10 protein-coding genes are annotated in these 14,694 nt (G+C 65.3%); 8 read left to right on the top strand and 2 right to left on the bottom strand.

All coding sequences use genetic code 11. The features are described from left to right. The first annotated feature begins 16 nt into the window (after positions 1 to 16). From ACZLZQ_RS00405 to ACZLZQ_RS00420, 4 genes are all read left to right on the top strand, one after another. Positions 17 to 2,392, top strand: coding sequence for a sensor histidine kinase (locus tag ACZLZQ_RS00405; protein ID WP_472947559.1), 2,376 nt, complete (start codon positions 17 to 19; stop codon positions 2,390 to 2,392). After that, entirely contained in the window at positions 2,392 to 4,011 is a 1,620-nt protein-coding gene (locus ACZLZQ_RS00410; RefSeq protein ID WP_472947560.1) for an ABC transporter substrate-binding protein, read from the top strand. The genes ACZLZQ_RS00405 and ACZLZQ_RS00410 overlap by 1 nt, the downstream gene beginning before the upstream one ends. A gap of 239 nt (positions 4,012 to 4,250) precedes the next feature. Next, positions 4,251 to 5,912: a phosphoethanolamine transferase gene (locus ACZLZQ_RS00415; protein WP_472947562.1), complete on the top strand. Its 1,662-nt coding sequence runs from the start codon at positions 4,251 to 4,253 to the stop codon at positions 5,910 to 5,912. Beyond that, positions 5,909 to 6,298 carry a diacylglycerol kinase gene (locus tag ACZLZQ_RS00420; RefSeq protein WP_472947563.1) on the top strand — a complete coding sequence of 130 codons (390 nt, stop codon included), beginning with the start codon at positions 5,909 to 5,911 and terminating at the stop codon, positions 6,296 to 6,298. Before ACZLZQ_RS00415 ends, ACZLZQ_RS00420 begins: the two co-directional genes overlap by 4 nt. 83 nt (positions 6,299 to 6,381) lie before the next feature. On the opposite strand, the gene ACZLZQ_RS00425 is transcribed toward ACZLZQ_RS00420, so the two are convergent. After that, positions 6,382 to 7,290 (bottom strand): LysR family transcriptional regulator, encoded by a 909-nt coding sequence (locus ACZLZQ_RS00425; protein ID WP_472947565.1) that lies wholly within the window; start codon positions 7,288 to 7,290, stop codon positions 6,382 to 6,384. Between the two features lie 104 nt (positions 7,291 to 7,394). Between ACZLZQ_RS00425 and ACZLZQ_RS00430 the strand changes: the two genes are divergently transcribed. The 3 genes from ACZLZQ_RS00430 (at position 7,395) to ACZLZQ_RS00440 (ending at position 11,501) form a co-directional block, all read left to right on the top strand. Continuing rightward, positions 7,395 to 8,408, top strand: coding sequence for a zinc-dependent alcohol dehydrogenase family protein (locus ACZLZQ_RS00430; protein WP_472947567.1), 1,014 nt, complete (start codon positions 7,395 to 7,397; stop codon positions 8,406 to 8,408). A 328-nt stretch (positions 8,409 to 8,736) separates the two neighbouring features. Then, the gene (locus tag ACZLZQ_RS00435) at positions 8,737 to 10,164 is read left to right on the top strand and encodes an MFS transporter (RefSeq protein WP_472947568.1); all 1,428 of its coding nucleotides are present in this window, start codon (positions 8,737 to 8,739) and stop codon (positions 10,162 to 10,164) included. 71 nt (positions 10,165 to 10,235) lie between these two features. Then, a complete protein-coding gene (locus tag ACZLZQ_RS00440; RefSeq protein ID WP_472947570.1) occupies positions 10,236 to 11,501 on the top strand; it encodes an arsenic transporter in 1,266 nt (421 codons plus the stop codon). 104 nt (positions 11,502 to 11,605) lie between these two features. On the opposite strand, the gene ACZLZQ_RS00445 is transcribed toward ACZLZQ_RS00440, so the two are convergent. Then, on the bottom strand, positions 11,606 to 12,721 hold the full coding sequence (locus ACZLZQ_RS00445) for a metallophosphoesterase family protein (RefSeq protein WP_472947571.1): 1,116 nt from the start codon (positions 12,719 to 12,721) through the stop codon (positions 11,606 to 11,608). Between the two features lie 371 nt (positions 12,722 to 13,092). Between ACZLZQ_RS00445 and ACZLZQ_RS00450 the strand changes: the two genes are divergently transcribed. Beyond that, the gene (locus ACZLZQ_RS00450; protein ID WP_472947573.1) at positions 13,093 to 14,682 is read left to right on the top strand and encodes a FecR domain-containing protein; all 1,590 of its coding nucleotides are present in this window, start codon (positions 13,093 to 13,095) and stop codon (positions 14,680 to 14,682) included. The last annotated feature ends 12 nt before the right edge of the window (positions 14,683 to 14,694 follow it).

The raw sequence follows: 14,694 nt of genomic DNA on the forward strand, positions 1-14,694 counted from the left end.
GGGGGGAGGCATTCCCGTGCGGCATGAACTGCCGGCCGAGCCTACGGCACCCCTGGCGCGGAAAAAAGCGAGAGGCTGGCTTCGCCCGCGTCCGCCCCGCATCCGGCATTCCATCCTTCTCGTCGGCGCCATTCCGATCGCCATCGCGGCCGCCCTCGCCTTTGCGTCGATCGGCTTGCTCCACAAGGCGGACCAGACCCATGAAGCGGCGCTGAAGGTCGCCACCATCTACCGTCAGATCGTGTCGGCCATGAGCCGTCGCGACGCTTACCTCGCCTCACCCCCGGCCACGCGGGACCGGTATCTGGCCGGCTTCGGGACATCCCTGAAATCGGCGGAGGTCGGACTGGAGAACCTGCAGGCGGGGAGCCTCGGCAGCGAGACCGACGGCGCGATCGCCTCGGTCCGCGAGAGCGCGACGCAGTACTTCACGGCGATGCAGGATCTCGCGCGGTCGACCGAGCGCAACGACGCGCTCTTCTCGCAGATGGACCAGCGGCTGCGCGGCCTGATCAAGCTGACCGACGAAGCCCGCCTTCGGCAGCACGAGTCCAACGCCGACGTGGTGCGGACGCTGACCCATCGCGACGCGGCGCTGCGGGCCGCCCAGACCCTCGTCGATACCGCCACCGCGGTCCGGATCGCCATCACCGACAGGGAACGGCGGGTGGCGGACGGCGGCACCGATCCGCCGCCGGACCAGTCCTACGCCAATGCCCGCCTCAGCCATGCGGCGCAGGATCTCGAAAGCGCGCTCGGGGCGTCCGGGAACGAGGCCGCCGAACTGCGGGTGCTTCTCGCGGACATCCTAGGCGGCGGGGCGACGGGCGCTTCGCTCGACTGGCTGGACCGTCTGCTCAAGGTCAAGTCGACCGAGCAACGCTCGCTGCACGACCAGGCCGCGGAACTTTTAACCTACACCGTCGAGGCGCACGAGACCGAGCAAGCCACCCAGAACATCGCGATCGCCACCTTGAAGCTCGGTGATCGCACGCTGGCCGCGTTCTCGGCCCACGACGTCAACGTCGTCTCCGACGTCATCGCGGAGAGCGTGGGCCTTGCCGACACCATCGCATCGCAACCGATCTCCCCCTTGATCCAGACCGAGATGCTCGACGCCATCGAGCAGTGGCGGGAAGGCCTCGGGGACATCAAGACGGGCCTTTCCGACCAGAACGCCATTCTCGGATCGATGGGCGACATCGCCTCGATCATGCTCCTCGAGGTCGCGACGCTGAATACGACCCTTTCGGCCAATGCGGAATCGATCGGCGCCAATGTGCGCCGCATTCTGGTGCTCGGCGCCATCATCGGCCTGGTCGTCGGCGCCGCGACCGCGGTGCTGGTCGCACAGTCCATCCTGAAGCCGCTGAAGCGGCTGGAGGACGGGATGCTCGACCGGGCCTCCCGTCACCTGTCGGGCCCCTTGCCCGACGACGATCGGCGCGACGAGATCGGCTCCATGGCGCGGGCGACCAACCATTTCCTGCGCGAGCTCGGCAAGCGCGAGAACGCCCTGCGCGTCGCCAAGGAACGCACCGAGGATGCGCTGCGCCAGCTGAAAGAGACCCAGTCCCAGCTGATCCAGGCGGAAAAGCTCGCCTCGCTCGAGCAGCTCGTCGCCGGCGTCGCGCACGAGATCAACACGCCGCTCGGCGTCGCCCTGACGACGGCGACGGTGATGAACGAGGAGACGCGCCGCTTCGAGACCGAGGCGCGACAAGGACAGGTGACGCGCCAGGCTTTCGACACCTTCGTCGAACGGACCGCAGAGGGCGCACGCCTGATCTTTGCCAACCTCGAACGGTCTGCCAATCTCGTCCAGAGCTTCAAGCAGGTCGCCGTCGATCAGGCGAGCGGCGAGCGGCGGACGTTCGAGCTCCAGGCCTTCACCGAGGACCTCTTCACCAGCCTCGGGCCGCTGACGAAACGCGCCGGACACCGCACCGAAGTCCTCTGCGAGCCGGACCTCGTGCTGGACTCCTATCCCGGCGCCCTCGCGCAGGTGCTGACCAACCTCCTGTCCAACGCCTTCGCCCATGCCTTTCCCGCGGACCGCCGGGGACTGGTCCGCGTCGAGATCGCCCAGCGGAACGGCGGCGTGCGCATCATCTTCTCCGACGACGGACAGGGCATCTCGCTTGCCCATCGGCGGCGGGTGTTCGACCCCTTCTTCACCACCGGGCGCGGCAAGGGATCGACCGGGCTTGGCCTCCACATCGTCTTCAATCTCGTCACCGCGACCCTCGGCGGCACGATCAGCATGGGTGGGCCGGAAACGGTGCGGTTCGACCGCCCGCCGCTGCCCGGCGCGCGCTTCACCATCGATCTGCCGTCTGCCGCACCGCAAGCCACCTCGATCGACGACACCGAAAGCCCGGAGGCCTCGTGATGATCCAGAGAATGTCGTGCATCCTGCCGAGCCTGATCCTCTTGGCATTCGCCTTCCCCGTGCTTCCCGCCGGGGCAAAGACGCTGGTCTTCTGCTCGGAAGGCAATCCCGAGACGCTCAGCCCGCAGCTGGCGGTCACCGGAACGGCGATGGATGCGGCGCATCCGATGTTCAACAACCTCGTCGAGTACAAGGTCGGCACCACCATCATCGAGCCGTCGCTCGCTGAGAGCTGGAGCATCTCCCCCGACGGGCGCGACTATGTCTTCAAGCTCCGCCGGAACGTGCATTTCCACGCCAATGCGCTGTTCACCCCCACCCGCGACTTCGACGCGCGCGATGTGGTGTTCTCGCTGCTGCGGCAGTGGAAAACGGATCACCCCTACCACGCGACCACGGGCGGCGGATTTGCCTATTTCCAGGACATGGGCATGGCCGACCTTCTGGAAAGCGTCGAGGCACCCGATCCGCACACCGTTCACATCCGTCTGACCCGTCCGGAAGCGCCGTTCCTGTCGGATCTCGCCATGTCGTTCAACGCGATCCTCTCCGCCGAATATGCCGACACCTTGCTAAAGACCGGCAAGAAGGAGCTGTTCGACACCCAGCCGATCGGCACGGGCCCGTTCATGTTCTCGAGCTTCCACGAGAACGTGACGATCCGCTATCGCGCCTTCCCCGGCTACTGGCGCGGGCGGCAGCCGATCGACACGGTGGTGTTCTCCATCACCCCGCAGGCGGCGGCCCGGCTGACAAAGCTGAAGGCCGGCGAATGCCACATTTCAGCCTATCCGGAACCCGGGGACCTTGCAGAGATCCGGTCCGATCCGAGGCTGACGCTGCATACGTCGGAAGGGATCAACATCGGCTACCTCGCCATGAACACGACGCGCCCACCCTTCGACGACGCGCGGGTCCGCCTTGCGATCAACCTTGCCATCGACAAGGCGGCGATCATCTCGGCCGTCTACCCGCGGACCGGCGTCGCCGCGGTCAATCCGATCCCCCCCACTTTGTGGGGCTACAACGACAGGATCGCGCCCTACCGCTACGATCCGGAGGCGGCCCGCCGGCTGCTGACCGAAGCGGGGATCACCGAGGGGATGACGGTCGATCTCTGGTATCCGCAGGTCGACCGTCCGTATACGCCGAACGGCAAGCGCGTCGCCGAGATGGTAGAAACCGACCTTGCCAAGCTCGGCATCCGGCTCGAGCTCAAAACCGCGGAATGGAAGGATTATCGCGACATCCTTCAGCAGGGCGAGTTCACGCTCGCGATCTACGGATGGGCGGCCGACATCGGCGACCCCGACAATTTCCTGCACACGCTGCTCGGCTGCCTTGCCGCGCGCATCGGCGGCAACAACATCGCACGCTGGTGCGATCGAAGTTTCGATGCTCTCGTGGTCGAGGCCAAAGCCACATCGGACGTCGCCAAGCGGATAGCGCTCTACCAGCAGGCGCAGGTCATCTTTCACGAGCAGGCCCCTTGGGTTCCGATCGCGCACTCGATCTTCATGGTCGCGGCCCGCAAGGAGGTCAGGGGGTTCATCATCGATCCGCTCGGCTACCACGTGATGGAGAATGTCGACCTGGTGGAGGACGCCAACGACAACTGACGGGATCACCGCGAAAGGAATCTTGCCCGCTTCAGGTCCATTGCCGGCAGCGCAAGATCGCCGCGTGCGATCGACCAGCACCCGGCACGCTGACAACATGTGCTTGGAGAGAGCGAACGCGGCGCCGCGAATGATTGGCGATCCGTATAGCCATGGCCATCAATCCGGCGGGGCAACCCTCTTAAGGTTCGGGGAGTTCACGCCCCAAATCGCTTTGCCCTTCGAATCCAAAGATCGCCATGAAACTATCCAGACCGCGCATCGGCAGCATCACGCTGTCGGTCGTCGTATCGGCCTACCTCCTCGTCGCAACGAACCAGACGTTCCTCGCAAAAGGCCTTCGTTACTTCGCCGGCCATGAGGCTCAGTTCGCCGCTCTCGTGGTGGCGATCTTCCTTTTGACGGTCGCGGCGCTGACGACGATGTCGATCAAATACCTGATCAAGCCCGTCTTTATCCTTCTCATCGTCATCGCTAGCTCGGCTTCGTATTTCACCGACACGTTCGGCACGATCATCGATCGCGAGATGATCCAGAGCGCTGTCGTCACGACGAGCGGCGAAGCGCGCAACCTCTTCACGCCCAATCTCTTCGTGCATCTCGCTCTCTACGTCGTGCTGCCCAGCCTGTTGATCCTCTGGGTGCGGATCGTCCATCGGGCCTTTCCGAAGAAGTTCCTGTTCAACATGGCGGTCATCTTGCCTTGCTTGCTCGGGGCGATCACGATCGTCGGATTGAACTACGCGTCCTACTCCTCGACCTTCCGCGAGCGCGGCGACCTGATGGACACCTTCAATCCCGGCGCGCCGATCGCCGGCGCCGTCAAATATGTCGAGAGCCTGAGAAAGGAGCGCGACATCGTTGCAGCGCCCTTGGGCACCGACGCCCAGCAAGGCTCGCGCTTCGCCTCCAAGGGCCTGCGCTCGCTGACCGTGATCGTCGTCGGGGAGACGGCGCGTGGCATGAACTTCAGCCTGAACGGCTACGGTCGAGACACCAATCCCGAACTCGCAAAGCGCAATGTCGTGAGCTTCACGCAGGCGTCGAGCTGCGGGACCGCGACCGCCATCTCGCTTCCTTGCATGTTCTCGGTCTACCCGCGCGTCGACTATTCGACGGCCAAGGGGCTCGCGTCGGAAAACCTCGTCGACGTTCTCCAGCATGCCGGCCTCGCCGTCGACTGGTTCGACAACAACACGGGCAGCAAGCATGTCGCCGACAGGGTCGCATACGAGTTCCTGCCGGACGCGAACGATCCCCGGTTCTGCGAGGGCGGCGAGTGCAAGGACGAGGTCCTGATCGAGCGCCTGAAGCTGTTCCTGCAGCAGCGGCCGAAGACGGGAAACGCCGTCGTCGTGCTGCATCAGCTCGGCAGCCACGGACCCGCCTATTTCAAGCGCTACCCGCCGGCGTTCGCAGGCTTTGGTCCGGCCTGCGAGACCGCCCAGTTCGCCGATTGCCAGCAGGAGGAGATCGTTGCGGCCTATGACAACACGATCCTCTACACCGACCATATCCTGTCCGAGGTCATCGACCTTCTGAAGGCAGAGGCCCCGGAGACGGCAACCGCCATGGTCTACATGTCGGATCACGGCGAGTCGCTCGGCGAGAACGGGCTCTACCTGCACGGGACGCCGTATTTTCTGGCGCCGCAGACCCAGACGCATATCCCCTTCATCACCTGGCTTTCGGATGCGTACCAGCGGGCCAGCAATATCGACATGAACTGCCTCAGCGACGAACGAGACCGTCCCGTCTCGCACGATAACCTCTTCCACACGATCCTCGGCCTCACCGATGTGTCGACCGGCGTTTACGATCCCGCGCTCGACGCTTTCGGCACCTGCCGACAGGCGAAGGAGAAGCCCACGGACGGCTCGCCGGCGGGAAACCCGTCGTGACCGACGACGCGCCGAAGTTTCAGACCAAACCAGTGAAGGCGTTCGGGCTGCGCCATACTTTCGCTTCCGCGGGCTACTCGTTCCTGGGGCTCAAACGCCTCTTCGGCGAAACGGCGTTTCGGCAGGAACTCATCGCGCTCTTCGTCTTGCTCGTCCTGTTCGCCGGATGGGGTGTTCCGATCGCGAGCTACGCGACACAGATCACCCTCGCCCTCGTCCTTTTCGCCGTCGAGGCGCTCAACACCGCGATAGAGGTGCTCGTCGACCGGATATCCCCGGACTATGCCGAATTTGCCGGGCACGCGAAGGACCTTGGTTCCTTCGCCGTTTTCTGCCTTCTCGCGGCAAATCTCGTTCACGCAATCGCGGCGCTGTGGACGGCTTGACCGGGCACCAGAAGCGCATCCGGTGATCAGGCCGTCACACCAAAATTGGACTGAGATCACGCTCTGTCTTCGCTATGAAAACGCTAGATGGCGTCCATGGTCCGGGGAAGCTCCTGAACCAAGGCGTCGATCGCCAGCCGGGTTCGAAACGGGAGATGGGGCGTCTCCGGCCAGACCGCATGGATGTCGACGACAAGCGGCGGGACGTCGGCGAGCACCTCGACGATCTCGCCAGCACCCAGCCGGTCGCTGACCAGCCAGCGGGGCAGCCAACCGATGCCATGTCCATCGGCAACGGCGTCCGAGATCGACTCGAGATCGTCGAAGCGCATCCGTCCTGCCGGCGGTATTTCGATCGGCGCATGGCCGCGCCGCGGGAACAGCCATGTCCTGAGTTGGCCCCTCGCGGCATAGGCAATCAGCGCGTGCCGCTCCAAGTCGGCGATCGATCGCGGCGCCCCCTTATCCGCGAAGTAGCGGGGTGCAGCACAGAGGATCATCGTCTGCGAGGCGAGGCGGCGGGTCATCAGCCCTGCGCCACCTTCAGGTGCGCCGCTGCGGATGGCTAAGTCATACCCGTCCTCGACGAGGTCGACGGTCCGATCGCTGAAGTTCAGCTCGAGTTCCAGGAGCGGGTGCTTGCCTGCCAGGCTCGTGAGGATCGGGGCGACGCATCTACGGCCGAACAGCACCGGCAAGGAGGCACGCAACCTGCCCGTCGCAACGCTCTTTCCGGAGGTGAGCGCCTCCCGTCCTGCCCTGAGTTCGGCGAGAGCCCGCAAGCAGTGCTCGTAAAAGAACTGCCCATCCTCGGAGAGCGTCATGCTGCGGGTGGTACGGTGGAACAGCCGAACCTCCAGCCGCTTCTCCAGGCGGCCGATCGACTTGCCGACCGCCGAACGCGACAAATGAAGGCGCTCGGCCGCCGCGGAAAAGCCGCCAGCCTCCACGGCTGTCACAAAGACGGAAATCCCCACCAGATCATCGGCCATCCCTGATTGTAGCGCATCGGTCGCCGCCATGGCGATCGATCATCGCCACTGCCGATCTGAATTCTCCGTATGCTCCCCACACACAACGGAAGAAGGCCAGCAGTATGAAAGCATTCCAGATTGGAGCGCGGAACGGCATCGAGGCCCTGACCGCAACGACGCGCGCGGAGCCGGTTGCCGGCCGCGGCGAAGTCATCGTGGCGCCACGCCTCGTCGGCATGATCAGCCGAGATCTGCAATTGTTGCGCGGCACCTATGGCGGCGACCAGCCTGCGACGCGAATTCCGATGTCGGAAGGTGTGGGCACCGTCGTGTCGGTCGGCGACGGGGTCACCGAGGTGAAGGCGGGCGACCGCGTCGTCTGCGGTCATTTCTCCAGCTGGCTCGACGGCGGGTTTCGTCAGGATGTCTTCGCCGAGGACATCGGCGTCACGCGGGATGGATGGCTGGCGGAAAAGGTCGTGCTACCCGCGCCCGCGTTGATCCGAGTGCCGGATGGCATTGCCGACGAGAACGTCGCCGGCCTTGCCTCGGCGGCCCTCACCGCCTGGCATGCTTTGACCGAGATGTGCCACGTCAAGCCCGGCGATCTCGTCCTGTGCCTTGGGACCGGCAGCGTTTCGCTGGCCGCGATGAAGATCGCGAAAGCGCATGGGGCGCGTGTCGCCATCACCTCCTCGCAGGACGAGAAGCTCGACCTCGTCCGTACGCTTGGGGCCGACATCACCATCAACTACCGCACCAGCGCCGATTGGGCAGCGGAACTGATGGCGGAGACAGGCGGTGCCGGCGCCGACATCGTCATCGAGACCGGTGGGGTCGATACGCTCGGTCATTCCATCGCCGCCTGCGCCGTCAACGGCCAGATCGTCGTGGTCGGCGTTTCCCCGGGCAAGGGCCCCGCCATTCCCGACTATCTCGCCTTCATCGCCAAGAACCTGACGATCCGCGGCATCGCCAATGGCAGCCGTGCCATGTTCGTCGACCTCCTTCGCTTCATCGAAGCCAAGGGCCTGGACACCATCCCTGGCAAGACGTTTGCCTTCGTGGACGCGCCCGAGGCTTACCGCTATTTCGCGGCGGCAGCGCATCTGGGGAAGGTGATGATCAAGTTCTAGGCGCCACAGGCGGACGCACGCCGCGTACTGCAATCTGCGGGGCGAGATCTCATCGCCGCGACGCGGCTATCCGTCGCGGCTCGTCCGGTTGTAGTGGTCTACACCCCGTCGTCGGCTTGATCGAAGGCGGGGTGCATACAGGTGCGACCGCTTCAGGGCGGAGCGTTGCTGCCAGATGCAGTTCTGCACCACGGCCCCACGGTTAAGACAACGCGGCTATCGCCATGATGCTTAGTGAGCAACCATAACACGGACGGCGCATTGAGAGGCCGGCCAGTCAGTGCGGTTACGCACAGATGTCGGCTCGGAACCCCTCCAGGATGCGCATATGACCACGGTTGCAGAAGCACTCCCGTCCGGACGCCAGGTTGCTCGATCGAGATCCTTGAAGGCTCTTGGCGCAGTCAACTTCTTCCTCGCCGACGTCCGGGACGGTCTCGGTCCCTTTCTCGGCATCTTCCTGATCGGGCAAGGCTGGAGCACGGCCACCATCGGTTACGTCATGACCATCGGCGGCATTGCCGGAATGCTGGCGACGACACCGCTGGGCGCCTTGGCCGACGCGTCGAAGGCCAAGCGCTTCATGGTCGCCTTCTGCGCGGCGCTGGTGATCATCGCCTCGGTCGCCATCCTGTTTGTCCCGACCTTCGCCTTCGTCACGGCCTCGCAGATCGCGACCGGCATTGCGGGCGCCGCTATCGGCCCGGCCATTGCCGGCCTGACGCTGGGTCTCGTCGGACAAAAGGGCCTTGCGCCCCAGCTCGGCCGCAACGAGGCCTGGAACCATGGCGGCAACGTCTTTGCAGCGGCTGGTGCCGGCTTCTTCGGCTACGAGTTCGGCCTCACCGCCGTCTTCATCCTCATGACCGTCATGGCGGCCGGCTCCATTGTCGCTGTCCTGATGATCAAGGCAGACGACATCGACCACGACGCCGCGCGCGGCCTCGAGAAGTCGAGCGGAGACGAGAAAGAGGCGCCGTCGGGTTTCAGCGTGCTGTGGAAGTCGACACCTCTGTTCGTTCTGGCCGCGACCTTGATGCTCTTCCATTTCGGCAACGGCGCCATGCTGCCGCTGCTCGGCCAGCAGGTCGCGACACAGGCGGAAAGTAGCGACACCGCACCTGCCGGCGCGACGACGGCATCCCCTGAAGCCTCGACGCAAGGCACGGCGCCATCCGACGCCAATGCGACGGCACCGTCGGTGACGATTGCGCCGGGACAGGCAACCGCAGGCCGGCCGGCGGCGGAGCCGAGCACCCAACATTCGACGCTTCAGACGCTCCTGTCCGACCCGGTCTCGTATACGGCCGCGACCGTCATCATCGCCCAGTTGACGATGATCCCGATCGCACTGCTGGCAGCGGGCTTCGCAGGCCGCCGAGGCTACTTTCTGCTCCTCGTCGCGGCCCTGGTCGCCATGCCGCTCCGGGGATTGATCGCCGGCCTCTGGCCAAGCCCTTACGCGCTGATCCCCGTGCAGATGCTCGATGGCGTCGGGGCCGGATTGCTCGGCGTGGCCGTCCCGGGACTGGTGGCGCGCATGCTGAAGGGAACCGGCCACATCAATGCGGGGCTTGGCGCGGTGATGACGGTGCAGGGCGTCGGCGCCTCGCTCAGCCCTGCCATCGCCGGCGTGATCGTCGCACGCTACGGGTTCTCCGTCGCTTACCTGGCGCTCGCGGGCTTCGCGCTGTGCGGCCTGGTGCTCTGGCTTGTCTGTGCTTCAAAAGTTGCAGCCGCCTGCAAGGGTGATTGACAGGTCGCTCGCCAACATCCGTAGAGATCCGATACCCATCGCCGGCTTCCCCCGGCAAGCCAGGCGTTCCCATGCCCATCAGCGTCAACCTTGCCACCTGGGGTATCAGCGCCCTTTCAGTCTTCGGCGTCATCTTCAGGCCGCTGAACAAGCCGGAATGGGTTTACGCCCTCGCCGGGGCGGTGCTTCTCGTCGTCCTCGGCCTCCTTCCCTGGCCCGAGGCGCTGCACGGCATCGCCTCGGGCACAGACGTCTATCTTTTTCTTGCGGGCATGATGCTGCTCGCCGAAACAGCCCGCCGTGAAGGGCTCTTCGACTTTCTGGCAGCTTATGCCGCCCGCTCGGCCAAGGGCTCGCCGCAACGGCTTTTCGGCCTCGTCTACCTGATCGGCACGCTCGTCACGGTGTTCCTGTCGAACGACGCGACCGCGGTCGTGCTGACGCCTGCCGTCATCGCGGTGGCACGGGCGGCCAAGGTCACGTCGCCCATTCCCTACCTCCTTATCTGCGCCTTCGTCGCCAATGCCGCTTCCTTCGTGCTGCCCATCTCCAACCCGGCCAACCTCGTCGTCTTCGGGGCGGACATGCCGGCGCTCGGCGACTGGCTTGCCCGCTTCGCGCTTCCCTCGGTCGCCGCGATCGGCGCGACATTCTTCCTGCTGCGGCTGACGCAGCGTGCCAACCTCACGGGAACGACGAACACGGACATCGCCATTCCCGCTCTGTCGACAGGTGGACGAATCGCGGCGATCGGCCTTGCGGCCGCTGCCGCCGTGCTGCTCGGCTCCTCGGCCCTTGGGCTGGAGCTCGGACTTCCGACGCTGATCGCGGGCCTCCTAACCGCGCTCGCCGTCACGGTCGGCGAACGCACCAGCCCGCTTCCCCTGTTGAAGGAAATCTCCTGGGATACGCTGATCCTCGTCGCCGGCCTCTTCGTGATCGTCCGCGCCCTGGAATTCAGCGGGGTGCAGGCGATGCTCGTCGGCCACCTCCAGGGTCCGCTGAACGCCAACCCGGATACCGGCGCGTTCCTTGCTGGCACCGCACTCGCCTTCGGCACGAACCTCACCAACAACCTGCCGCTCGGCCTCCTCGCCGGCGCCTTCACGACGGCCGCGGACCTGCCTCAGAAGGTCATCGACGCGATCCTCGTCGGCATCGACATCGGCCCCAACCTCTCGGTCACGGGGTCGCTCGCGACCATCCTCTGGCTGACCGCGCTTCGACGGGAGGGCCTGTCCTTCGGCGCGTGGAGCTTCCTGAAGATCGGCATCGTCGTCATGCCGCCTGCGCTTCTCCTCGCGCTCGGCGCAGTCCTCTTCCAGCCCTGGAACTGAGCGCCGGGAAACGACTGTCGCTCAGCCGAAGATCGCAATGTTGGAACGACCGGAGCGCGGCCGTTCTGCATCTGGGTCGAGCGGGCTGATCCGACGCGGCTAGCTCACCACTTGCGGCCGTTCGCGTTCGGCCCAAGGCGTCCACCGGGAATGCCGTGGCTCGGCCAGGAGCGGACGGAGTGCACGGAGTGCCCGAGAGCCGTGGCCGGACCGCGCTTCGGCCGTTCTCGCGGATTGCGCACCAGCACCTCGACGGTGTCGGTATTGCTGGCGCCGTCCTCCGACACCGCCGTCACGGCGAGGACACGCAGACCGTCCGAAACGTCATCGAAGCGGCAGCACCAGAGGCCACTCCCGTCCGGCGTCAGCTGCCGCTCTCCCCCACCGTCGAGCGTAGCCGTCACCCGCGTGCGGGGCCCAGCACCGAAGACTTCCGCGCGGACCTCGAAGGAACGGTCGGGCACCTGAGTACGCGACTGCGCCTTCGTGACCAGCCGGATGTCCGAGGGCGAGGTGATGAGCACGAAGGGCCAGCCGGATCCCAGCGCGCGAAAGCGCCAGGAGACGACATCGCCGTCCAGCGCCGAGACGGTGAAACCCGGCGGCCCCTCCTCGATTTCCCCGGTCGAACGGGTCGCGCCATAGATGACGTGCCCGTCGTTCAACACGTCGTTGTAGTGGGTGTGCCCGGTCCCGACATAGGAAACGCCGCCTTCTGCCAAGGCTGTCGCAACCGCCTCGCCGCCTTCGTGCAGGTCCTCGGGGAAGGCATGCATGAAAACGAGGGTCGGGGCATCGGCTTCCTCCGCCAGCCGCCGCCTCAACCAGGCAGACTGTGACTGTCCCAGACGAAAATCCGGACCGCCCGATCCGGCGCTGACGATGTCGAGGAGCAGAATGCGAGCGGCGCCGATCGTTTCCATGCGTGGCAGGGGCTGCGCCGCGAGGTATTGGCGGAAGTCGTCAAGATGCCCTGCCTCGAAGTCGTGGTCACCCGGGAGGATGAATAGCGGCGATGCGAGCCCGGCGGCGACTTCCGCCACGCGCTTGAACTGCTCCCGCGTCGCATGGTTGGCGTTGTCACCCGGCAGAACCGCGAAGCCGATGCGCCCCGAACAGCCTTCGTTCGCCTCCGCGACAAGACGCTGGAACGTCGACAGGCTGTCCCAATCATCGCCCTCGCAGGCATGCAAGTCGCCAAACTGCAACCAAGTCACCATGGCATGCTATCCCAGCCCAACTGCTCGCTGAGCCGAACAATTGGCCGCTGAGTAATGGGTCTCCGGAGGGGCGGTTCCATGGGCTGCCCGCGGTTCTGCGACCCAGTCTTGGCGGCTGTCGGACCAACTGACATGACGACAGAGCCTTCCTTCACGAACGCTCTCGCGGCTTTTCTGCCGGCAGGAGCACTGCGGGCACTGGCATCATTGATTCACCGGCCTGTCTTCGAGCGAGTGTCGCGCGCGAATGCTCCTCATAGGCCCAGTCGCGCAGGAAATGCACTTTCGACATCACTTGTCGGCTTCTGATTAAGTGGTCCTTAGCTGGACAATCATAGTCTCCGCTGACTTCGGAATGGCGGATACACACGATGAAAACATTCATCTTTCTTCTTACGATCATTGGCTGGGCCTTCAGCGGCAGCGTTGCGATGGCCAGAGAATGGTTGGTCGATCGCGTCTCAGGCACCGCCTATGCCATCTCGCAGTCGAAAGAGCGCTTCGAGATCAAACGGGAGATGAAGATCGCCGAGGGTCTGACCATTGCGACGGGGTCGAACGGCCGCGTGCGTCTCGTCAGCGAGAACAATGTGATGACCTTGATGCCGAACAGCGTGGCAGCGGTCGTCCCCAAATCCTTCTTCAGCGCGAAGACGGAGGTCAGGCAGAAGGCCGGCAGTATCGAGTTCGACATCGAGAAGCGGAAGCAGCCGCACTTCACGGTGCAGACGCCCTACATGGCGGCCGTCGTGAAGGGCACGAAGTTCACGGTTAGCGTTGCCAGGGCGAAGACGAACATCGGGGTCACCCGTGGCCTTGTTCAGGTCAGCGATCTGCGGACGGGTCAGACGGCCGCGGTGGGCGCGGGGCAGAACGCCAGCGTTGCCTCCGCGAAGGGCGGCCTTAGCACGGGCGGCGTGAATGCGCCGGCGGTAGCATCGGGCACGCCTTCCTCGCCATCCGTTGCGCCGGCGGGAATGACCATGAAGGAATTCAGCGCCGAAGCCCGGGTCGGCGAGGCCAGTGCGTCGACCGCCGGTCCCGGGACAGGCGATGCGGGTTCCACGACGCCTTCCGCCGCTTCTGACAACCGGGGCTCTCAGACATCGTCCGCGCGTTCGGGCGACAACAGCAACAGCGATGGCCGGAGCGACCGCGAGGGAAGCGACAATGGCGATCGAAGCGGCAAGGGCAACGGCAACGGCAAAGGCAGCAGCGGCGGCAACGACGGGAAGGACGGCACGGGCACCCCTGGCGGCGGCAAAGGTAAGGGGAACGGCAACGCACCTCGCGGCGACACTGGTGACGACGGCAAGGGCGGCAAAGACAAGCCTGGCGGCGGCAAGGACAAAGAGCCGGGCAATGGTCCTGGCGGCGGCATCAACGTCGACGGCAAGGGCGGCAACGGCAATCCTGGCAAAGGCAACGGCAAGGGGAACGGCAACGGACCGGGCAGCGTCGGTGACGACGGGAAGGACGGCAAGGGCAACCCTGGCAAGGGCAAGGGCAAGGGGAACGGCAGCGAACCGGGCAGCAGCGTCGGTGACGATGGAAAGGACGACAAGGGCAACCCAGGTGGCGACAAGGGTAAAGAGAGCGGCAACGGACCGGGCGGTAGCGCCGGTGACGCTGGCAAGAGCAAAGGAAACGGCAACGAACCTAGCGACAGCGACAAGGGTGACGGAAACGGTGGCAAAGACAATGCCGGCGGCAACGGCAATGCCGACGCCAACGGCAACGGCAACGCCGGCGGCAACGGCAATGCCGGCGGCAACGGCAACGCTGGCGGCAACGGCAACGCCGCCGGCAACGGCAACGCCGCCGGCAACGGCAATGCCGGCGGCAACGGCAACGCCGGCGGCAACGGCAATGCCGGCGGCAACAGCAATGCCGACGCCAACGGCAACGCTGGCGGCAACGGAAACGCTGGTGGCAGCGGCAACGGCAAGGGTAAGCACTGACGGACGGGACCG

It is taken from the genome of Mesocryomonas lacus (genome assembly GCF_055730105.2).

Excerpts from the sequence above, each read along its gene's own strand:
- ACZLZQ_RS00430 (WP_472947567.1), top strand. The coding sequence starts at position 7,395 with ATGAAAGCATTCCAGATTGGAGCGCGGAACGGCATCGAGGCCCTGACC.
- ACZLZQ_RS00435 (WP_472947568.1), top strand. The coding sequence starts at position 8,737 with ATGACCACGGTTGCAGAAGCACTCCCGTCCGGACGCCAGGTTGCTCGA.
- ACZLZQ_RS00445 (WP_472947571.1), bottom strand. The coding sequence starts at position 12,721 with ATGGTGACTTGGTTGCAGTTTGGCGACTTGCATGCCTGCGAGGGCGAT.
- ACZLZQ_RS00410 (WP_472947560.1), top strand. The coding sequence starts at position 2,392 with ATGATCCAGAGAATGTCGTGCATCCTGCCGAGCCTGATCCTCTTGGCA.
- ACZLZQ_RS00415 (WP_472947562.1), top strand. The coding sequence starts at position 4,251 with ATGAAACTATCCAGACCGCGCATCGGCAGCATCACGCTGTCGGTCGTC.
- ACZLZQ_RS00440 (WP_472947570.1), top strand. The coding sequence starts at position 10,236 with ATGCCCATCAGCGTCAACCTTGCCACCTGGGGTATCAGCGCCCTTTCA.
- ACZLZQ_RS00425 (WP_472947565.1), bottom strand. The coding sequence starts at position 7,290 with ATGGCCGATGATCTGGTGGGGATTTCCGTCTTTGTGACAGCCGTGGAG.
- ACZLZQ_RS00450 (WP_472947573.1), top strand. The coding sequence starts at position 13,093 with ATGAAAACATTCATCTTTCTTCTTACGATCATTGGCTGGGCCTTCAGC.